Source organism: Spirillospora sp. NPDC052242 (genome assembly GCF_040679555.1).
Classification (GTDB): domain Bacteria; phylum Actinomycetota; class Actinomycetes; order Streptosporangiales; family Streptosporangiaceae; genus Spirillospora.
On sequence record NZ_JBFAUZ010000030.1, the window covers coordinates 54,016 to 74,790 of the forward strand.

The window sequence follows — 20,775 nt, forward strand, 5'->3', positions numbered from 1 at the left end:
GCGGACGGGTTCCGGTGCGGGGGCCGCGTGCCGTCAGGTGCCGTTGGCGGGCTGGGTGTGCGCGCGTCCGTCGATGGTGGTGGTGAGGGTGCCGGTGGCCTGGAAGATGTTTTTGAGGACGTCGATGGTGAGGACGAAGCCGCCGGGGCTCGTCTTCTTGGTGGCGTCGGCGCATCCGGTCTGGGTGAGGTCGGAGTGCCAGTCGACCTTGGTGGTGGTGAGGCCGCTGCTGGTCCCGGTGACCTTCTCGGTGCCGTTGAGGACGTGGTGGCCGTCGTCGGAGTAGTTCGTGTAGGCGACTTCGACGGTCTCGGCGGCCCCGGCGGCGTTCGCCGTGATCTTCACGGTGGCGGTGCCGGAGGCGGCGCCGTCGACGGTGTAGGTGCCCGCGCGGGGGTGGGGGCGGGTCGGCGAGGGGTCGCCGGGCTCGTAGGGGGTGCCCCACGGGACGGTGTCGGAGATCGGCGCGACGCGGCGGGGCCGGACGGGGTCGCGGTCGGTGAGCCGGGCGATCATGACGCGGTAGGTGCGGCCGCCGGGGGCGGTGGACTCGGGGCAGGGCAGCGGGTTGTGGCCGCCGCAGGCGGGCGCGGTGACGAGCCGCTGGTAGTACATGACGCTCGTGCCGTCGGGCGACCAGGCGGGGTCGGCGCGCCCGTTCCAGTTGGGGTCGTTGATGCTGCCCGGGCCGCCGTCCCCGGCGGCGTTGATGAGCTGCCCCTGGTAGGAGCCGCGGTCGCCGTACCGGTCGATGAGGATCGGCTGGAAGAAGCGCCGCTGGCCGTTGTTGCGGGTGGACGACGTGGCGCTGGTGGAGACGAGGTCGGTGAGCGGCGGAACGCCCCGCATGCCGGCCATGAACATCTGCCGCCCGGACGCGCGGGTGTCCATGGCGACGGTCCACCGGCCGTCCGGTGAGAGGTCGACGGGGTCGGTGTACTCGGGGTTGGAGGTGAGGCGGCGGACCTTGCCGGTCGTGAGGTCGGCCGCGAACACGTCGATGTTGGACGACTCGGCCGGGTAGCCGACGTAGGTGACCTCGCGGCCGTCCTTGCTGAAGCCGCGGAGCTCGCCGACGGAGAGGGCGCCGGTGTCGATCTCGAGCTTGCCGGGGTCGTCCGGGTCGACGCGCACGGGCTGCTTCCGCGGGTCGGGGTCGAACAGCCGGGTGACGTTGACGACGTCGTAGCGCGGGGTGTGCGGGGTGCCGGTCTCGGGGGACGGGTCGAACTTCAGCCGTCCGAGGTAGGCGAACTGGTCGAGGTCGCCGTTCACGGCGGTGAAGTTGTTGAAGCCGATGTGGACGCCGTCGGGGTGGATGCGGAGTTCGCGCATGGCCCCGCCCGGGCCGGACCCGTCGGGGGACGTGTTCCAGCGGATCGGGTGGATGCGGGTCCGCTCCGGGGTGCAGGCGACGAGCCCGCGGGGGCCGCAGTCGATGACGTTGGTCCCGGCCAGGACCCGCCTGCCGTCGGGGAACGGCTGCGGGTAGTCGAGCGCCTCGGTGCGTCCGGCGGAGTTCTCGGGAGGCACGCCGCAGGTGACGCACTTCCAGGGGTCGCCGCCGGGGAACGTCGTCCCGTCGGTCTTGAGGACGATCAGTTGCGAGCCCGCGTAGACGCTGCGGGGGTCGGGTGCGGCGGGGGCTCCGGCGAAGGTGACGTCCGCGACGATGTGGCGGCCGTCCGGCAGGAAGCCGCCCGCCTGGAAGTTGCCGTCGCGGCTGAGGCAGCCGGTCCCGTGCGGGTTGACCTCGGTGGTGCAGGCGCCGGGCTCGTCGGCGGGCGCGACGGGCGGCAGGGGCAGTTCGGTGATCTCGATCGGTTCGGGGTCGGGCGCGGGCGGCTTGCCGACGGTCTCGGGGTGCGGGGCGGCGGCGCAGTCGCACTGCTCGGGCAGGCTCCAGGTGCCGATCGGCTTCCAGGCGGCGCCGTCCCCGGGCCGGGCGCCGTCCGATTCGCGGCAGTCGGACGAGCCGCGCCGCGGCGCCCGCTCCGACAGCGACGCGTCGCGCGGCGGCGTCCCGCGGTGGCAGGACGCGCGGTCGGAGTGCAGGTAGAGGGTGGTGCTCGGGTCGGGGGCGAGGGTCAGCGCGAAGCTCGACGGCCGCCGCTTCCCGTCGTGGTAGAGCCGGACGCCGCCGGTGGGCGGCGGGCCGCCGCACCGGTCGCCGCCGGTCCCGGTCCCGGCCCGGGCCGAGACCCGCAGGGACAGGACGTCGCCGGGCCGGACGTCCGGGGCGGTGATGCGGCCCCACGGGACGGTGACCTCGCGGGCCGTGCCGGCGGAGCCCGCGCGCAGCCCGCCGACGCAGCGGGCGAGCCCGGTGGCGACGGGCTCGCCGTCGTTGAGCAGTTCGACGCGGACGTCGAAGCGCGCGCGGGCGTCCCGCCGGTCCGCCAGGCCGAGCCAGAGCCGCGCTTCGCCGAGCGCGGCGACGGAGACCAGCCCGGCCTCCGTCAGGCCGGGCCGGTGGGCGCCGGTCGCGGTGCCGCCGACGGACGCGGCGGGCACGACGGGCGCGGCGGCGGGGGCGGGGGCGGCCTCGGCGGGACGTGCGGGGCCGGGGCCCGCGAGGGCGGTGGCGAGCAGCGCGCCGGCGAGCAGCGCGCCCAGCCGTCCGGTTCTTCGTGTCGGGGTCATGAGGTTCGGCATGCACCACAACCTTCTTCGGAGGTGTCCGCGTGTCCCCCGGCTCCGCGGCGATCCAAAGTAGAGTTGCAGTACGATTTTCGTTGGTCAAGAGTCACGTTCTCGTAGAAGGTGAACGGAATGCCCGCCCGGGGTGCGTCAGGTGGGTCGCGCGGCGTCGTCGTGGGCGAGGTCGAACCGGTAGGCGGACGCCTGGAGCCCGTACAGCTCGGCGTAGAGCCCGCCTTCGGCCAGGAGTTCGCGGTGGGTGCCGTGCTCGGTGACGCGGCCGCCGTCGAGCACGTAGATGCGGTCGGCGTGCCGGACGCTCGCGAGCCGGTGCGTGATCAGCAGGACGGTGCGGCCGTGCCGGGCGGCGTGCTCGCGGATCTGCTCGAAGAGGTGGTGCTCGGCGCGCGCGTCGAGCGCCGCGGTGGGCTCGTCGCAGATCAGCAGCGGCGCGTCCCGGTAGAAGCCGCGGGCGGCCGCGAGCCGCTGCCACTGCCCGCCCGACAGCTCGTGCCCGTCCGCGAACCGCTTGTCGAGGAGGGTGTCGAGCCCGTGCGGGAGCGCGGCGACGACCTCGGCGGCGCCGGACGCGGCGGTGGCGCGGTCGACGGCCTCGCGGACGCCCGGCGCGGCGAGGTCGTCGCCCATGGTGACGTTGTCGGCGGCGGTCATCGGCCAGTGCGTGTGGTCCTGGGCGACGACGGCGATCGCGCGGCGCAGGACGTCGGGGTGCAGCTCGTCGGCGCGGACGTCGTCCCAGCGGACGGCCCCCTCCTGCGGGGCGTACAGGCCCGCGAGGATCTTCGCGAGCGTGGTCTTGCCCGAGCCGTTCTCGCCGACGAGCGCGACGATCTCGCCCCGGCGGAGCCGCACGGACACCTTTTTCAGCGCGGGCCGGTCGGCGTCGGGGTAGGTGAACGTGACGTCCTCGGTGGTGATCTCCCGGAACTCGCGGAGGCCGGGCGCGTCGGCGGGGTCGCGCGGGGGGACGCGCCGTTCGGCGGTCTCGCAGTAGGCGACGTAGTCGCCGAAGTACAGGCCGTCCTCGTAGCAGCGGTTCATGGCGTAGACGAAGTTGATCAGGGACGTCTGGCCGGCGCGGATCGCGAGGATGGCCGTGCCGGCGACGGCGAGCGGCATGACGCCCCGCCACAGCAGGACGCCGAGCACCGTGTACATGAGGGCCGTCGCGACGCCCTTGAGGATGTCGCCGTGGACCTGGGCGACGGTCTGGCGGCGCGCGAGGTCCAGCAGGACGTCGCGGATGTGGGCGGCGAGCGCGGCGTAGCGGAGCAGGAGGAAGTCCCGGACGGTGAAGGAGCGGACCTCGGCGGCGTGCTCGCGGTCGGTCATCAGGTCGGTGAGGATCCAGTTCCGCCGCCGGTGCTCGATGAGGTCGAGCTGGGTGAGGTAGCCGAGCCGGGCCGCCCGGACCGCCGCCCACCCCTCGGGCAGCGCGGTCAGCAGGAGCAGGGGGAGCAGGACGGGGTGCAGGACGCCGAGGGCGCCCGCGGCGGCGGCGACGCCGACGGTGGCGGTGAACAGGTCGACGGCGTTGTCGACCATGGACGGGGCCGAGTCCACGCCGCGGAGCCGGGCGCGGTGCAGGTCGTCCTGGAACGCGGCGTCGTCGAACGCGCTGAGTTCGATCGCGGTGGTCAGCTCGTACAGGCGCTGCTCGACGAGCCGCTGGACCTGCGGCCGCAGCCGGGCCTGCGCCCACTGCGCGGCCGCCGCGCACGCGGCCCGCGCGGTGACGGCCGCGCCGACCAGCAGGAGCTGCGGGGCGGCGGCGCGCACCCGGTCGGGGGTGGGGCCGGACGCCAGCAGCGCGGTGAGGACGCCCGTGGTGGCGAGCAGCCCGAACGCGGTGAAGATCCCGGCGACGACGTTGAGGGTGACGGTCACGACGAGGTCGCGCCGCGCGGCCCGCCACGCCAGCCGCATGACCTGGCCGATCAGCATCGGGAGCCGCCGCGCCATGGTGAGCGTCCCGGTCCGGGACATCTCGGACGCGTTGGCGTGCCAGCCGCGAAGCTCGGCGAGTTTCGGTCCGGCGGGCGATGGCGTCGGCGCGGTGCGGCGCTTCCGCCGCCGGGACGGCCTGATCCGCATGGGCGACCTCCAGCACTCGGGGGGACCCGATCCACCTTCGTGCCGGGCCCGCGCCGGGAGGAGGGGGCGCGACCCCGTCCCGGACGCCACAGTTCTCCGCCGGGCCGGTAAGCGACGGGACGTTCCGTTTGTCTTTCGTCACTCCGGGTAGTCGTTCGCGGATCATCGATCCATCCCGGTCGTCGGTGGGAGGGGGAGCGGGACGTGCGGATCCCGGGAGCGTCCGTCGTCGGGACGGTCCTCGCCACGGCGGGCACGGGCGTGCGGCGGGTGACGGCGCTCGCCGCCGGGGGCCCGCGCCGCCGGGTGTGGGCCGCGGACGGACGCGCGCACATCCAGGTGCACGGCCTGTCGGGCACCGGGCGCGCGCACCGCCGGTACGTGACGGCGCTGACCGAGGCGCTGCGGCGGCTGGAGGGCGTCGACTGGGCGGAGGTCAACGCGGTCACCGGGCACGTCCTGGTGGCGTTCGCGGAGGGCGCGGTGGACGTGCCGGACCTCGTGTCGGCCGTCGAGGACGTCGAGGACGCGCACGAGGCCCGCGGGTTCGACGCGTCCGCGCACACCGTGCCGCCCGACGACGAGATGGCGTGGGCGGCGGCGATGTCCGCGCTGGCGGCGGACTGCGCGGGGATCGCGGGCGCGGTCGCCGGACGGCTGCTGGTGCGCCCGCCGGTGCCGAGCCCGGTGCGGGCCGCGGTGTCGGTGGCGGAGTCGGTCCCGCAGGTGCGGCGGCTGGTGGAGCGGCGGCTGGGCGTGCTCCGCGCGGACGCCCTGCTCGGGGTGGCGAACGCCGTCGCACAGGGCGCCGGGCAGGGGCTCGCGCCGGTCGCGGTCGACGCCGTCCACCGGGTCTTCCAGCTGTACGAGATCGCGGCGCGCCGGGAGGCGTGGCGGGCCCGGGAGCCGCGGCTCGGGGCGCCGGGCCAGCCGCGCGACTGCGGCGCCCGCGCCGCCCGCCCGTGCCCGCTGCCGGACGGGCCGGTGGAGCGCGCGGCGGACCGCACGGCGCTCGGGAGCCTGCTCGGCGGCACCGGGGTGCTGGCCGGGGCGCGCGACGCGTCCGCCGCCGCGGAGCTGCTGATGGCGACCGTCCCGAAGGCGGCGCGGCACGGCCGGGAGGCGTTCGCCGCGGTGCTGGGGCACGACCTCGCGCGGCGCGGCGTGGTGCAGCTCGACCCGGGGGCGCTGCGGCGGCTGGACCGGGTCGGCGCGGTGGTGATCGACTCGGCGGTGCTGTGCGACGGGGAGCTGCGGCTGCTGTCGGCGGTCGCGGCCGGCGACCCGGGAGACTCCCCGGACGACTCCCCGGACGGCGCGCTCGACGACGCGGGCGTGTGGCGGACGGCCGACGCGCTCCTCGCCGGGTACGGGCACGACGACCTGCGGGGCCCCGGCCCGTGGCCCGCCGAGGACACCGGGGCCGAGGACGGCGGGGACGGGTGGCGGCTGGCGCGCGCGGCGGACGCGCCGCCGGGCGGCCCCGCCGACCCGGACGGCGTCACCCTCGACCTCCTCGACGGCGCCGGCCGCGTCCGCGGCCGGGTGCGGGTCGGGTCGTCGCTCGACCCGCTCGCCGAGGGACTGCTCACCGCCGCGCACGAGGCCGCGGACGTCGTCGTCCTGACCGAGCACGCCAGCACGCGCGAGCTGCTGGCCTGGGGGGACGACTCCCCCGTGGCGGCGGGCGAGCTGGCCCGCTGCGTCCGCGACCTGCAGCGCGACGGGCGCGGCGTGCTGGTCGTCGCGGGCGGGGACGACGCGGCGCTGGACGCGGCCGACGTGGGCGTCGGCGTGCTGCGCGGGGACGCGCCCGCCGACTGGCGCGCGGACCTCGTGTGCGGACCGGGGCTCGCGGAGGCGTGGCGGCTGCTGGCGGCGGTCCGGCCCGCGCGGCGGGCGAGCGAGCGGGCCGCGCAGCTCTCGCTGAGCGCGTCCGCGCTGGGCGCGCTGCTGCTGGTGGGGCGGCGGCCGCGGAGCCGCGCCGGGCTGGGCCCGCTGCGCCGCGCCGTCGGGTCGTGGCAGGACGTCCCCCCGATCTACGCGGCGTCGCTGTCGGCGATGCTGGCGAACGCGGTGGCCGCGCGGCGGCTGAACCACCGGGAGCTGCCGCCCCCGGTCGTCCGGGACGCGTGGCACGCGCTGACCGCCGAGGAGGCGTGGCGCCGCCTGGCGCGCACCGCGTCCCGCCGGACGGACGAACGCGCGACCGGGCACGCGCACGGGCGCGGGCACGCGCACGGGGAGCGGCGCGCGGTCGCGCGGCCCGTCGGGGCGGGGCTGCGGTTCGCCGCCGCCGTCCGGCAGGAGCTCGACGACCCGCTGACGCCCGTCCTCGCGCTCGGCGCGGCGGCGTCGGCGGTGGTGGGCTCCAGCGTGGACGCGCTGCTGGTCGCCGGGGTGATGACCGGCAACGCCCTGGTCGGCGCGGCGCAGCGGATGCGGGCGGAGCGCGCCCTCGAGGACCTGATGCTGGGGCAGCGGATCCACGCCCGCCGGCTGCGCGTCGCCGCCGGCACGACCGGCGGGTTCGAGACGCTGCGCGGCGCCCGCGGCGACCGGGTCACGGCCGACCGGCTGCGCGCCGGCGACGCGATCCTGCTGAACGCGGAGGACGTCGTCCCCGCGGACGCCCGGCTGCTGTGGGCGGAGTCGTTCGAGGTGGACGAGGCCACGCTGACCGGCGAGTCGATCCCGGTCGGCAAGAGCGTCGAGCCGTCGCCCGGCGACGACCCGGCCGACCGGCACTGCATGGTCTACGAGGGGACGACGGTCAGCGCGGGCACGGCGGTCGCCGCGGTCGTCGCGACCGCCGAGGCGACGGAGGCGGGCCGGGCCGCGGCGCTCGCGGGCGGCGGGGACCCGTCGTCCAGCATGCAGGCGCGGCTGGCGGAGCTGACGCACCGCGCGCTGCCCGCGACGGCGCTCGGCGGCGCGGCCGTCACGGCGCTCGGGCTGCTGCACGGCCTGGACCTGCGGCACGCCCTCGGCTCGGGCGTCGCGATCGCGGTCGCGGCCGTCCCGGAGGGGCTGCCGCTGGTCGCGACCGTCTCGCAGCTCGCGGCGGCGCGGCGGCTGTCGCGGCTCGGCGTGCTGGTCCGCTCGACGCGGGCGCTGGAGGCGCTCGGCCGGGTCGACACGCTGTGCTTCGACAAGACCGGGACGCTCACCGAGGGGCGGCTGCACGTCGTCCGGGCGTCCGGCCCCGGCCGTCCGCTGCCGCTGACCGGGGACGACGGGCGGCGGATCCTGCGGGTCGCGGCGCGCGCGTGCCCGCCGCCGGGCGAGGGGCGGGCGCCGCACGCCACCGACCGGGCCGTGCTGGAGCGCGCGGAGAGCCTGCCGCCCGACACCGGGTGGCGGCTGGCGGAGGAGCTGCCGTTCGAGACGACCCGGGGCTTCTCGGCGTCCCTCGGGCACGACGGCGACCGGGCGGTCATCGCGGTGAAGGGCGCCCCGGAGATGCTGCTGGCGAAGTGCGGCCGGGTGCACGGCGGGCAGCGCCGCCCCGACCTGAAGAACGCCGCGCGCAAGGGCGCCCGCCGCAAGGGCGCGGACGGCGGGGACGGGGAGGAGGCGCCGCTCACCGCCGCCCGCCGCCGGGCGGCCGCCGCGACCGTGCACCGGCTGGCCGGGCAGGGCCTGCGGGTGCTCGCCATCGCGGAGCGGGCCGTCCCGGACGCCGACCGGGTGCGCGGGGAGATCGCCGAGCACGTCGACGACCTCACCCTGCTCGGCTTCATCGGCATCGCCGACACCCCCCGCCCGACCGCCGAGGAGGCCGTGCAGCGGCTCCGCGACGCCGGCGTCCGGGTCACCATGATCACCGGCGACCATCCGGACACCGCCGCCGCCGTCGCCGCCGAACTCGGCATCCCCGGCGCCGACCAGGTCCTCACCGGCGCCGAGATGGACGCGATGCCGGTCGCGGCGCGGGTGAAGGCCGTCGAGGTCGCGTCCGTCTTCGCCCGCGTCTCGCCCGCCCAGAAGGTCCGCATCGTCAAGGACCTGCACCGGGCCGGGCGGGTGGTGGCGATGACCGGGGACGGCGCGAACGACGCCGCCGCGATCCACCGCGCGGACGTCGGCATCGCCGTCGCGGGGCGCGGCTCCGGCGCGGCCCGCAGCGCCGCGGACCTGGTGCTCACCGCGCCCGACACCGCGCTGATCCTGGACGCCCTCCGCGAGGGGCGCGCGCTGTGGCGCAGCGTCCGCGACGCCGCGGCGATCCTCGTCGGCGGCAACGCGGGCGAGGTGGCGTTCACCGTCCTCGGGACGGCCCTGGAGGGGAACGCCCCGCTGAGCCCCCGCCAGGTGCTCGTCGTCAACATGCTCACCGACATGCTGCCGTCGCTCGCCGTCGCGATCACCCCCGCCGCGCCGGGCGCCGACCCGGTGGACCCGCTCGGCGGCGGCCCGGTGCGCGGGTTCACCGGCCGGGAGATGCGGCAGGTGCTCGCCGTGCGCGGCACCGCGACCGCCGCGGCCGCCCTGGTGTCCTGGCAGGCCGGACGGCTCGCCCGGTTCCTGCCGCGCGGGGCGCGGCGCGCGTCCACGATGGGCCTGGCCGCGCTCGTCGGCGCCCAGCTCGGCCAGACGCTCATCGCCCGCTGGCACAGCCCGCTCGTCCTCGCGACCTGCGCGGCGTCGGCCGTGGCGCTGTTCGCGATCGTCGAGACGCCCGGCGTCAGCCAGTTCTTCGGCTGCACCCCGCTGGGCGCCGGGGCGTGGACGGTCGTCCTGCTGGCGGCGGCGGGCGCGACCCTCGGCGCCGCCGTGGCGCCGCGGCTGCTGCCGTCCGCCGCCGGGCCGGAGCCGTCCCCGGCGACCTGAACCCGGCGGGGGTCAGCGGCGCGCGGGACGGCGGCGGTGCCGGTAGTGGTGGACGATCAGGCCGACGACGGCGGCGAGGCTGACCAGGCTGAACACGGCGTTCCCGACCAAGGACACGCCGGTGGTCGAGAACAGGACGTTGCCGACCAGGCTGATGGCGAGCGCCATCCACAGCGCCGGGCGCAGGAATCCGTTCGGGGCGTCGTCGGTGTTCGTCATCGTGGGCTCCTCGGGAGGTCGTCGATCGCGGTGCCCCCAACGCTAGGGACGCCGCCGGTCCCGGACGATCCAGCCATCGCGTCGCCTTCGGGTACAGCAGGCTGTACTCGGAAACATCTGACAACTCCCCGAACGCACCCTACGATCTCCATACCGTGAGGTATCGATGACGGTGAGCGAGCGGAGGGCGGCCGCGCCCGCCCGCGGGCGGCGCGGACCGCTGGTCCGGCGCGCCCGCGCCGTGTTCGACGCGGTCGAGCACCTCGCCGGCGGGGTCGGCACGGGGGTGCTGGCGCTGGCCGCGCTGGCATGGCTGCTCCTCGTCGGGCTGCTGTGCCTCACGGGCGTGGGCCTGCTGCTGACGCGCACCGTCCCCCGGGTCGTCCGGATCGTCGCGGAACGCGAGCGCGGACGGCTGTCGCGGTGGGGCCCCGACGAGCTGTTCGGCGCGGGCCGCCCGGCGGACGGGCTGCGCCCCGCGCTCGCCGACCCGGTCGTCCGGCGGGAGCTGCGCTGGCTCGCCGTCCACGCCACGTTCGGCTGGATCGTCGGCCTGATCGGGCTCACGTTCGCGCTGCACGCCGTCCAGGACATGACGTACCCGGCGTGGTGGCGGATCCTGCCGCCGGACGAGGCCACGCCGACGCTCGTGCCCTGGACGGTGCAGAGCGAGCGGGACGCCGTCGGCGTCGCGATTTTCGGCGCCGGCCTCGCCGTCCTGTTCGTGGCGGTCGGCCCGGCGCTGGCGCGGCTGCAGGCGTGGCCGGGACGGCGGCTGCTGGCGCCGCCCGCCGACATGGACCTGTCGCTGCGGATCGCGCAGCTGTCGGCGACCCGGGCCGCGGCGCTGGACGCGCACGCGACGGAGCTGCGGCGGATCGAGCGGTCCCTGCACGACGGCGCGCAGAACCGGCTCGTCGCCGTGACCGTGCTGCTCGGCGCGACCCGCCGGGCGCTGGCCCGCGACCCGGCGAAGGCCGAGGGCATGCTGGAGCAGGCGCAGGACGCCGCCGAGCAGGCGCTCGCCGAACTGCGCACGGTCGTCCGGAGCATCCTGCCGCCGGTGCTGGAGGGCCGGGGGCTCGCGGGCGCGCTGTCCGGGCTCGCCGCCGACTGCGCCGTCCCGTGCGACGTCGACGTCGACGTCCCGGGCCGCTGCGCCGTCTCCGTCGAGGCCACCGCGTACTTCGTGACGGCCGAGGCGCTCACCAACATCGCCAAGCACAGCCGGGCGCGGCGCGCGAGCGTGACCGCGCGCCGCGACGCGGACGTCCTGACCCTGCGGATCGAGGACGACGGCGTCGGCGGCGCGGACGGCCGCGGCGGTACCGGGCTGAGCGGGATCCGCAGCCGGATCGCGGCGCTCGACGGCCGCCTCGCCGTGACCAGCCCACCCGGTGGGCCGACGATCATCGAAGTGGAGCTGCCGTGCGGATTGTGACCGCCGAGGACGACTTCCTGCTGCGCGAGGGCGTCGCGCTGCTGCTGCGCGCCGAATCCCTGGACGTGGTCGCCACCACCGAGAACGCCGAGGCGTTCCTCGCGGCCGTGGACGAGCACGAGCCGGACGTCGCGATCGTCGACGTCCGGATGCCGCCGACCCACACCGACGAGGGCATCAAGGCCGCGGTCGAGGCCCGGCGTCGGCACCCGGGCCTGGCGGTGCTCGTGCTGTCCGCCTACGTCGAGCAGTCGTTCGCGAACGAGCTGCTGGCGAGCGGCGCGGAACGGCTCGGGTACCTGCTGAAGGAGCGGGTGGGCCGCGTCGAGCAGTTCCTGGACGCCCTGTACCGGGTGGCCGAGGGCGGCACGGCGATCGACCCGGACGTCGTCACGCAGCTGCTCACGCGGAGCCGTCCGGGCAGCGGGCTGGAGCGGCTGACCGCGCGGGAGCGGGACGTGCTCGCGCTGATGGCGGAGGGGCTCGGCAACGCGGCGATCGCCGAACGGCTCGTCGTCACCGAGGGCGCCGTGCACAAGCACATCCGCAACATCTTCGCGAAGCTCGACCTGGCCCCGACCGACCGCGCCGACCGCCGCGTCGCGGCCGTCCTCCGCTACCTGGACGAAACGGGCCAGCGCGTCTGATCCGCGCGACCGGCGGGGGCGCCCACCGGCCGCCCCTTGAAATGGGATGGGGCGAGCGGGTATGAATGGGACGCAGCGAAGGGGAGTAGTCCTGTAACACCGCTGGTCGACACACTGGACGTCTTCGGACGTCCCGGCCATCGGGCCCGCGGCGACGCGGGCGGACGAGACCTTCGGCCAGGCATGATCGGCCCGCACGCCACCCGTGCGGGGCGTCCCGTCGTGCCGGGCCGAGTGGTCCTCCCCCGGGATGCGGAGCGCTCTGCCCGGCCCCAGCAGAAAGCGCCCGCAATGCACTTCGACCTGCTGGCGGTCCTCACCGCCTTCGGTCTGATCTTCCTCGCCGAGCTTCCCGACAAGACGATGTTCGCGTCCCTGGCCATGGGCACGCGCATGCGGCCCCTGTACGTCTGGTTCGGCACGTCCACCGCGTTCGTCGTGCACGTGGCGCTGGCGGTGGGCGCCGGAAGCCTGCTGAGCCTGCTGCCGGGGACGGCCGTGAAGCTGGTGTCGGCCGCGCTGTTCGCCTTCGGCGCCGTCATGCTGTGGCGCGGCGGCGGCGACGACGGCGACGAGGACGCGGCCGGGAAGACCGTCACGACCTTCTGGCCCGTCTACACGACCGCGTTCATGGCCGTGTTCGTCAGCGAGTGGGGCGACCTGACGCAGATCACCACCGCGAACCTGGCCGCGACGAACGGCTGGCTGCCGACGGCGATCGGGTCGGCCGCCGCGCTGATGTCGGTGTCGGCGCTGGCGCTGCTCGCGGGCCGGTTCATCGCGAAGAAGGTCCCGCTGCGCACCGTCCAGCGCGTCGGCGCCCTGTGCATGGCGGGCCTGGCCGTCTGGACGCTCGTCGAGGCGTTCACCGGCTGAACCCGGGGCCGGATCCGGCCCCGGGCACGGCCTTGACCGCGCGTGCCGGGCCCGGAGGATGGGAGACGACCTGGCGGGCCGCGAAGGGACCGACGATGGGGCAGGGACGACCGCGGGCGGCGATCGGGCTCGACGACATCGACTTCTCCGACCTCGACTTCTGGGCCCGTCCCCTGGACGAGCGCGAGGCGGCGTTCGCGCTGCTGCGGGAACGGCCGGGGGCGCCGTTCTTCGCCGAGACCGAGGACTTCGGCGGCGGCGTGGGCCCCGGCTACCACGTGCTGACGCGGCACGCGGACGTCCAGGAGGCGAGCCGGCGGCCGGACGTCTTCAGCTCGGCGTCCGGGATCCGGATGGGCGAGAAGCCCGGCGAGTTCTTCGAGATCTTCGACTCGATGATCGAGATGGACGACCCGCGGCACGCGCGGCTCCGCCGGATCGTGTCGCGGGCGTTCACCCCGCGGATGATCGACGGGCTCGCCGCCGACATGGAGCGGACGGCCGCGGCGGTGGTGGACGCGGTCGCCGACCGGGGCTCGTGCGACTTCGTCACCGAGATCGCCGCCCGGCTGCCGCTGCGGATCATCTGCGATCTGATGGGCATCGACGAGCGGGACCACGAGTTCGTCTTCGAGCGGTCGAACGCCATCCTCGGCGCCGACGACCCCGAGTACACGGCCGGGCTCGACGACGTGGGCGCGGCGATGCTGGGGGCCGCGAACGAGCTGGGCGAGCTCGTGGCCGACCTCGCGCGCGTCCGCGGCGAACGTCCCACGGACGACCTGACGAGCGCGCTCGTCCACGCGAACCCCGACGGGGAGCGGCTGACCCGGCAGGAGATCGCGTCGTTCTTCGTGCTGCTGGTCCTCGCGGGCAACGAGACGACCCGCAACGCGATCGCGCACGGCCTCGTGCTGCTGACCGACCATCCGGAGCAGCGGGCCCGCTGGGCGTCGGACTTCGACGGGTACGCGCGGACGGCCGTCGAGGAGATCGTCCGCGTCGCGTCACCGGTCGTCTACATGCGGCGGACGCTGACCCGCGACTTCGAGACGGAGGGCGGGCTGCGGTTCGCGGAGGGCGACAAGGTGCTGCTGTGCTACTGGTCGGCGAACCGGGACGCCGCGGCGTTCGCCGACCCGGACCGGTTCGACGTCGCCCGCGACCCGAACCCGCACGTCGGGTTCGGCGCGGCCGGGCCGCACTTCTGCCTCGGCGCGCACCTGGCCCGCCGGGAGATCACCGTGATGTTCCGCGAGCTGTTCCGGCGCGTGCCGGACATCCGCGCGTCCGGGGAGCCGGTCCGGCTGCGGTCCAGCTTCATCAACGGGATCAAGCGGCTGCCGTGCGAGTTCACGCCCGTCCGCTGAGGCTTTGTGTCCACTTTGAACGCCCTGCGGTGCCCTTGGTGCGGCTCGGGGGAGGTTACGGGCGGTTGTACTCGATCGCCTACTTCTCGAGGAGTTGTGCATGGCAGCCGATCGCTCGACGAACACCACCCGGTCCAGCCAGCCGTGGCTGCACGTGGACGGGACGGAGATCCAGGAGTTCGGGACCATGCGGATGTTCCCGCTCGGTCTCTCCCGGGACGCGCGGGAGTACTCCTGCCAGCGGCTCAACCAGATCCTGGCGGACTCCCAGATCCTCTACAGCCACTACAAGAAGCACCACTGGCTGATGCGCGGCCCGACGTTCTACCAGCTGCACCTGCTGCTGGACAAGCACGCCGGCGAGCAGCTCGAACTCATCGACACGATCGCGGAGCGCGTCCAGACGCTCGGCGGCGTCGCGGTCGGCGACCCGCGGCACGTCGCGGAGATCACCGTGATCCCGCGGCCGCCGAACGGCGTCGAGGAGGTCCCCGCGATGCTGTCCCGCCTGATCGAGGCGCACGAGACCATCCTCGTGGCCTGCCACGACGCGGCGGCCCGCACCCAGGAGATGGGCGACGACGGGACGAACGACCTGATCGTCTCCGAGGTCATCAGCACGAACGAGCTCCAGGCGTGGTTCCTGATCGAGCACCTCGTCGACACCCCGCTCGTCGAGCGCCCGCAGCGCCCGTCGCACACGCACAACTGACCCGTCCGCGAGCCCGGTAGCGTGGCGCCGTCCGGACGTCGGGAGCGGCGGGAGCGCGGCGTATGAACATCGAGCTGGTGACGATCGTCGTCGACGACTACGACCGGGCTATCGGGTTCTTCACGGACGTCCTCGGCTTCGACCTCGTCGAGGACGCGCCGGCGCGGACGAACGACGGCCGCGCGAAGCGGTGGGTCGTCGTCCGTCCGCCCGGCGGCGGGACCGGGATCCTGCTGGCGCGGGCGGACGGCGAGCGGCAGGCGGCGGTCGTCGGCGAGCAGGTCGCGGGCCGCGTCGGGTTCTTCCTCCGCGTGGCGGACTTCGACGCCGAGCACGCGCGCCTCACCGCGGCGGGCGTCGAGTTCGTGACCGCGCCGCGCACCGAGCCGTACGGCCGCGTGGCCGTGTTCCGCGACATCGCCGGCAACCGCTGGGACCTCCTCGGCCCCGCCGCCCGCTGACCCCTCTCCACCGGACCCCGGCCCGCACGCCCGCCCGCGTGCGGGCCGCGCCGCATGCACGGACGGCGGCCGGATGCGGCCGGATGCGGTCGGGGGGCGGCCGGATGCATCGAGGCATGCCCGAAGCGTGCGCGAATGGTGGTAGTCAGATGTCGATGCGGGCGGCGGCGAGGGGGTTCGGGTGAGGATTCGGACGGGCGTGCACGGGCCGGCGCGGGACGCCGGGTGAGGTTCGGGGGCGTCCCGATGGGCGCGGACAGGTCCCGCCGGGCGGCGGTCGAGGAGCTGGCGGGACGGCTGGCCGGCGCGGCGCGCGCGGCGTTCGCGCAGGCGCGGGAGGCGCATCCCGGGGAGACGTTCTACTGCTACGGGCTGTTCACGGGCCCGCTCTACGAGTACGTCCTGCCGACGTGCAGCTCGGAGGAGGGGCTGCGGGCGGTGGCGCGGGTGTACGCGGGCGAGTTCGGGCGCATGGTGGGGGAGCACGCGGCGGAGCTGCGGTGGAGCCCGGCCGATTCGCCGCACCACATGCTCGGCGAGCACCATTTCGCCGGCGTCCAGGAGCTGCTGGAGGGCCGGGGCGGCGGGGACGCCGACGACGCCGAGGTGGAGGCGCGCCGGGAGGCGTGCTTCCGGGCGCTGGCCAGGCTGGACGACGAGGGGTTCTTCGGCCGCGGGGACGAGCGCGACCGGGTGGTCGTCACGGTGCTGCAGGGCGACCAGAGCGACCGGAGCCGGCTGGAGAACGCCCGGCGGCTCAACCCGGCGGCGGCCGTGGCGCGGCTGGCGGCCGACCTGGACGTGCCCGAGCCGGAGGGCGAGTTCACGACGCTCGGCTCCATGGGGACGTACCAGGTGACGGCGCTCGCGTTCGCGGCGCAGGCGCGGCTGCTCGTGGCGTGCGGGTCGGGCGGCGAGCTGTTCGCGTGGGAGGCGGACGGCGGCCGGGAGGTCGTCGCGGTGCGGCACGCCGCGGCCTACTGGCGGGCCGCGGTGTCGGCGGACGGCGGGGTGCTGGTGCTGCGGGACGGGCGGGAGGCGGTGCGCGTCGAGCTGCCGCGCGGGAAGCGCCGGGAGGCGGGCGTCGGCGACGCGTGGGACGTCGCGGTGTCGCCGGACGGGACGGTCACGGCCGCCGCGGGCGGGACCGTCCGGGCGTTCGCGGGCGGGCGGGAGCTGTGGCGGGCGGAGCGTCCGGCGTCGGCGGTGCGGTTCTCCCCGGACGGGGCGCTGCTGGCGGTGGTCGCCGACGGCCGGGAGAAGGGCGTCGCGGTGCTGGACGCGGCCGACGGCTCGGTGGTGGAGGAGCCGGTCCGGACGGGCCCGACGGTGCGGCACTGCGCGGCGTGGTCGGCGGACGGCGGGCTGCTCGCGGTCGCCGACCACGAGGCGGTGCGGCTGTGGCACCGGGACGGGCGGACGTTCGGCACAGGCCGCGTCATCGCGTTTTCGCCGAACATCGGCCAACCCGCTGACCTGGCATTCTCTCCGAATGGAACGGTCCTGGCGACGGCGCACGAGGACGGGGACGTCCACGTGTGGGAGGTCGGCACGGGGCGGCACGTGCGGCGGCTGCGCGGGGCGCAGGAGGCGATGAACGCGGTCGTCTGGCTGGACGGCGCGCGGCTCGCGGCGGCCGGGCGCGACGTCGACGCGGGCCCGCCCGTCTGCGTCTGGACGATCTGACCGTGCGTCAGCCGTTCAGCCAGGGGCCGGGGTGGTCGTCGCGGAAGCGGTCGAGGGTCTCCGGGTCGCGGGCGCGGACGGAGAGCATGGCGCCGTCGTCGCACAGGAGCACGCCGGGGCCCGCGTAGAACGCGACGTCGTCGCCGCCGGGGAAGGGCAGCGGCACGCGGGTGAAGCGCCGGGCGAGGTCGTCGCCGTCGTCGAGGTCGCGGTGGTCGCAGAGGTCCTCGGCCTGCGTGGACTCGGACAGGACGATCTCCAGGCAGGCGACGGAGAACGCGTCGTACCAGGGCTCCCAGGGGCCGTCGTCGATGCTCATCCGGACGGGCGGGTCGGCGGCGTCCATGTCGGTGACGAGGACGCCCCAGGTCGCGACGCCCTGGTTCTCCTCGCGGAACACGACCCCGCCCGCGTGCAGGTAGAAGTCCTCCGGCGCGAGCAGGCCGTGCAGGTTGGTGTGCAGGTCGGGGCGGCGGCCGAAGAGCGCGTAGCCCTCCCGCAGCGCGGCGGGCAGCCGGACGCCGAGGGCCTCCTCGGCGGCGTCCAGCTCGGCGGCGGGCGTGCCGTCGCCGGGGCCGAGCGGGACGCCCCAGTGCGCGGCGAAGCCCCGGACGTACGTCCAGGCGGCCTCGCGGTCGTGGAGGGCGGCGGGGAGGTCGCGGACGATGTCGAAACCGGTCACGGGCGCGAACCTACCGGTACCGGGACCATCCTGACCGTTCGTCCACCGACCGGGATCGAGGCTTCTGTACCGAACGTACAGAGCGTACAGTTGGCTCATGCGATTGCTGATGCTCGGAGGAACCGAGTTCGTGGGCCGCGCCGTCGTCGAGGACGCCGTCGCGCGCGGCTGGGACGTGACCGTCGTCAACCGGGGCCGGAACGAGCCGCCGCCCGGCGCGACGCTCCTGCGCGGCGACCGGACGGCACCGGACGGCCTCGCCGCGCTCGACGCGGCCGGCGGCGAGTGGGACGCGGTCGTCGACACCTGGTCGTGGGCGCCGTCCGTCGTCCGCGACGCCGCGCGCCTCCTCGCCGGACGCGCCGAACGGTTCGTCTACGTGTCCAGCCGGTCCGTGTACCCGATCCCCGCGCCGCCGGGACTCGACGAGGACGCGCCCGTCGTGGACGGCTCCCCGGACGACGAGGCGTCCGACGACTACGCGCGGGCGAAGCGCGGCGGGGAACTCGCCGCCGTCGGCGCGTTCGGCGCGGACCGGACCGTCCTGGTGCGCGCCGGCCTGATCCTCGGCCCGCACGAGAACGTCGGGCGGCTGCCGTGGTGGCTCACCCGCATCGCCGAGGGCGGCCGCGTCCTCGCGCCCGGCCCCCGCGACCTCGGCCTCCAGTACGTCGACGCCCGCGACCTCGCCGCCTGGACGCTCGACGCGATCGGGAAGCGGCTGTCCGGCCCCTTCAACCTCGTGAGCGCCCCCGGGCACACGACGATGGGCGAACTGCTCGACGCCTGCGTCCGGGCGACGGGCTCCGACGCGCGGCTCGTCTGGACCGACCCGGAGCGCGTCCTCGCCGCGGGCATCGAGCCGTGGACCGAACTCCCCGTCTGGGTGCCGTCCGGCGAGCTCTACGACACCCTGCACCGCGCGAACGTCGACCGGGCCCTGTCCACGGGGCTGCACTGCCGTCCCGTGGACGTCACCGTCGCCGACACCTGGGCGTGGCTGCGGACGATCGGGGGACGCGCGCCGCAGCGCCCCGACCGTCCGTCCCCGGGGCTGCCGAGGGAGAAGGAGGCGCAGGTCCTGGGCGGCTGAAAGCCCGCGCCCGGCGCCGCTCCCCGGCCCCGTGCCGCCCGCGCCGCCGGGGCCGTCCCGCCCGTGATCTTGGACCGCGGGTCGCCGTTCCGGTGGACGCGGCGGCCCCCGGCCCGGTAGAGAGCACATATGACCGCTTTGGTACTCGGGCCCCACCTCCGGCACGTGAGCTCCCACACGGCGACGATCTTCGTGGAGACCGACCGTCCCTGCGAGGTCCGCGTCGTGGGCGACGGGGTGGACGCGGCGGCGCGCACGTTCACCGTGCACGGCCACCACTACGCCGTCGTCGACGTCGCCGGCCTCCCCGCGGGCGCCCGCGTCCCCTACGAGGTCGTCGCGGACGGCGAGACCGTCTGGCCGCTCAACGCCGAGTTCCCCCCGAGCCTCCTGCGGACGCTCCCGGACGGCGGCCCGCTGTGCATCGCGTTCGGCTCGTGCCGCCGCGCCCCCGGCACCGTCGAGGAGTTCGGCCACGACGCCCTCACCGCGTTCGCCCGCCGCCTGCGCGCGTTCGGCGACGGCGTCGAGTGGCCCGACGTCCTGCTCATGGTCGGCGACCAGGTGTACGCGGACGAGCTGGGCGACGACATGCTCGAGTACATCCGGGAGCGGCGCGGCGACGAACCGCCCGTCGGCGAGGTCGCCGACTACGAGGAGTACGTCCGGCTTTACGAGCTGGCCTGGCGCGACGACGCCGAGGTGCGGTGGCTGCTGTCCACCGTGCCCACCTTCACCGTCTTCGACGACCACGACATCCGCGACGACTGGAACACCTCCTACGCGTGGCGCGAGGAGATGTGGGCGCAGCCCTGGTGGCGGGCGCGCATCACCGGCGGCATCGGCTCGTACTGGGTGTACCAGCACCTCGGCAACCTGTCGCCGGAGGAACGCGCCGACGACCCGATCTTCGCGCAAGTGCGGGCCGCGTCCGACGCGACCGGCGACGCCTCGGACGTCCTGGACGCGTTCACCGAGCGCGCCGACCGCGAGCCCGAGAGCATGCGGTGGAGCTACGCGCACGACTTCGGCGGCGTCCGCTTCATCGTCGTCGACAGCCGCTGCTCCCGCCTGCTCACCCCCGACCGGCGCGGCATGCTGGACGACCGCGAGTTCGCGTGGCTGGGCGAGCAGTGCCAGGGCGACGTCGAGCACCTCGTCATCGCCAGCTCCCTGCCGTTCCTGCTGCCCCGCGCCATCCACGACGCCGAGAACTGGAACGAGGCGATCTCCGAGGGCGCGTGGGGACGGCCCGGCGCGGCGCTCGGCGAGAAGATGCGGCAGGCCGTCGACCTGGAGCACTGGGCGGCGTTCGACCGGTCGTTCCGCGAGGTCGCCTCGCACGTCCTCGCGATCGGGCGCGGCGAGCGCGGGGCCGTCCCCGCGAGCATCACGTTCCTGTCCGGCGACGTCCACTTCTCGTACCTGGCGCGCGTCGACGCCCCGGACATCGACACGAAGATCGCCCAGATCGTCTGCTCGCCGTTCCGCAACCCGCTGGACGGCAAGATCCGCATCGCCCAGCGGATCGCCTGCATGTGGGAGACCGCGACGCCGTTCCGCTGGCTCGGGAAGCTCGCGAAGGTCCCCGTGCCGCCGCTGAAGTGGCGCGTCACCGACGGGCCGTGGTTCGACAACGCGATCGCCACCGTGACGCTGGCGGGCGGCGACTGCGACGTCACGTGGGAGTCGCCCCGCAACGCGGGCACGCTCGTCGAGCTGGGCAGCGCCGACATCACCGGCTGAACCGCCGGACGCCCCCCGCCCGTCCGTCGCGTGCCTCGCGTCCGGTACAGCGGCGGGGATGGTGTGCTCGCTCCGCCCCCTCGCCGGAGCGAGCACACCCCCCGGTAGCGGACGAAGCCCCCTCCGACATCGTCCGCGCCTCATCCAACGGCATGGCGACGTGTCCATGACGTGACTCCAGCGAAAAAATCCGGTCTCCCCGAATTGAACGACAAACAGTCGTCAAGGCGTCACAATGAGCGAGCAAGGCCGTC

Annotated in this window: 14 protein-coding genes; 10 read left to right on the forward strand and 4 right to left on the reverse strand. The window is 75.6% G+C overall.

Going from position 1 to position 20,775, the window contains the following annotated elements:
• Positions 1-33 precede the first annotated feature (33 nt).
• Together AB0L25_RS24105 and AB0L25_RS24110 are read right to left on the reverse strand one after the other, a co-directional pair.
• A complete protein-coding gene (locus AB0L25_RS24105; protein ID WP_500174922.1) occupies positions 34-2,655 on the reverse strand; it encodes a TolB family protein in 2,622 nt (873 codons plus the stop codon).
• 135 nt (positions 2,656-2,790) lie between these two features.
• Positions 2,791-4,755 (reverse strand): ABC transporter ATP-binding protein, encoded by a 1,965-nt coding sequence (locus tag AB0L25_RS24110; protein ID WP_500174923.1) that lies wholly within the window; start codon positions 4,753-4,755, stop codon positions 2,791-2,793.
• A gap of 204 nt (positions 4,756-4,959) precedes the next feature.
• Here AB0L25_RS24110 and AB0L25_RS24115 point away from each other — a divergent pair, with 204 nt between their 5' ends.
• On the forward strand, positions 4,960-9,588 hold the full coding sequence (locus AB0L25_RS24115; RefSeq protein ID WP_500174924.1) for an HAD-IC family P-type ATPase: 4,629 nt from the start codon (positions 4,960-4,962) through the stop codon (positions 9,586-9,588).
• Positions 9,589-9,600: 12 nt separating this feature from the next.
• Here the strand turns inward: AB0L25_RS24115 and AB0L25_RS24120 are convergent, their stop codons facing one another.
• The gene (locus AB0L25_RS24120; RefSeq protein ID WP_500174925.1) at positions 9,601-9,807 is read right to left on the reverse strand and encodes a hypothetical protein; all 207 of its coding nucleotides are present in this window, start codon (positions 9,805-9,807) and stop codon (positions 9,601-9,603) included.
• Between the two features lie 172 nt (positions 9,808-9,979).
• Between AB0L25_RS24120 and AB0L25_RS24125 the strand changes: the two genes are divergently transcribed.
• From AB0L25_RS24125 to AB0L25_RS24155, 7 genes are all read left to right on the forward strand, one after another.
• Complete coding sequence (locus AB0L25_RS24125) at positions 9,980-11,248, forward strand: sensor histidine kinase (protein ID WP_500174926.1); 1,269 nt, start codon at positions 9,980-9,982, stop codon at positions 11,246-11,248.
• The gene (locus tag AB0L25_RS24130; RefSeq protein WP_500174927.1) at positions 11,236-11,895 is read left to right on the forward strand and encodes a response regulator; all 660 of its coding nucleotides are present in this window, start codon (positions 11,236-11,238) and stop codon (positions 11,893-11,895) included. The genes AB0L25_RS24125 and AB0L25_RS24130 overlap by 13 nt, the downstream gene beginning before the upstream one ends.
• A 291-nt stretch (positions 11,896-12,186) precedes the next feature.
• Positions 12,187-12,771: a TMEM165/GDT1 family protein gene (locus AB0L25_RS24135; protein WP_500174928.1), complete on the forward strand. Its 585-nt coding sequence runs from the start codon at positions 12,187-12,189 to the stop codon at positions 12,769-12,771.
• Positions 12,772-12,866: 95 nt separating this feature from the next.
• Complete coding sequence (locus tag AB0L25_RS24140) at positions 12,867-14,141, forward strand: cytochrome P450 (protein WP_500174929.1); 1,275 nt, start codon at positions 12,867-12,869, stop codon at positions 14,139-14,141.
• A 100-nt stretch (positions 14,142-14,241) separates the two neighbouring features.
• Complete coding sequence (locus AB0L25_RS24145; RefSeq protein ID WP_500174930.1) at positions 14,242-14,853, forward strand: Dps family protein; 612 nt, start codon at positions 14,242-14,244, stop codon at positions 14,851-14,853.
• A gap of 62 nt (positions 14,854-14,915) precedes the next feature.
• Positions 14,916-15,314, forward strand: a complete 399-nt coding sequence (locus AB0L25_RS24150; RefSeq protein WP_500174931.1) for a VOC family protein — start codon at positions 14,916-14,918, stop codon at positions 15,312-15,314.
• Positions 15,315-15,560: 246 nt separating this feature from the next.
• Entirely contained in the window at positions 15,561-17,000 is a 1,440-nt protein-coding gene (locus AB0L25_RS24155) for a DUF4303 domain-containing protein (protein WP_500174932.1), read from the forward strand.
• Between the two features lie 7 nt (positions 17,001-17,007).
• Here the strand turns inward: AB0L25_RS24155 and AB0L25_RS24160 are convergent, their stop codons facing one another.
• On the reverse strand, positions 17,008-17,682 hold the full coding sequence (locus AB0L25_RS24160) for a hypothetical protein (RefSeq protein ID WP_500174933.1): 675 nt from the start codon (positions 17,680-17,682) through the stop codon (positions 17,008-17,010).
• A 97-nt stretch (positions 17,683-17,779) separates the two neighbouring features.
• Between AB0L25_RS24160 and AB0L25_RS24165 the strand changes: the two genes are divergently transcribed.
• A complete protein-coding gene (locus AB0L25_RS24165) occupies positions 17,780-18,775 on the forward strand; it encodes an NAD-dependent epimerase/dehydratase family protein (RefSeq protein WP_500174934.1) in 996 nt (331 codons plus the stop codon).
• 129 nt (positions 18,776-18,904) lie between these two features.
• Positions 18,905-20,521 (forward strand): alkaline phosphatase D family protein, encoded by a 1,617-nt coding sequence (locus AB0L25_RS24170; RefSeq protein ID WP_500174935.1) that lies wholly within the window; start codon positions 18,905-18,907, stop codon positions 20,519-20,521.
• Positions 20,522-20,775: the final 254 nt, after the last annotated feature.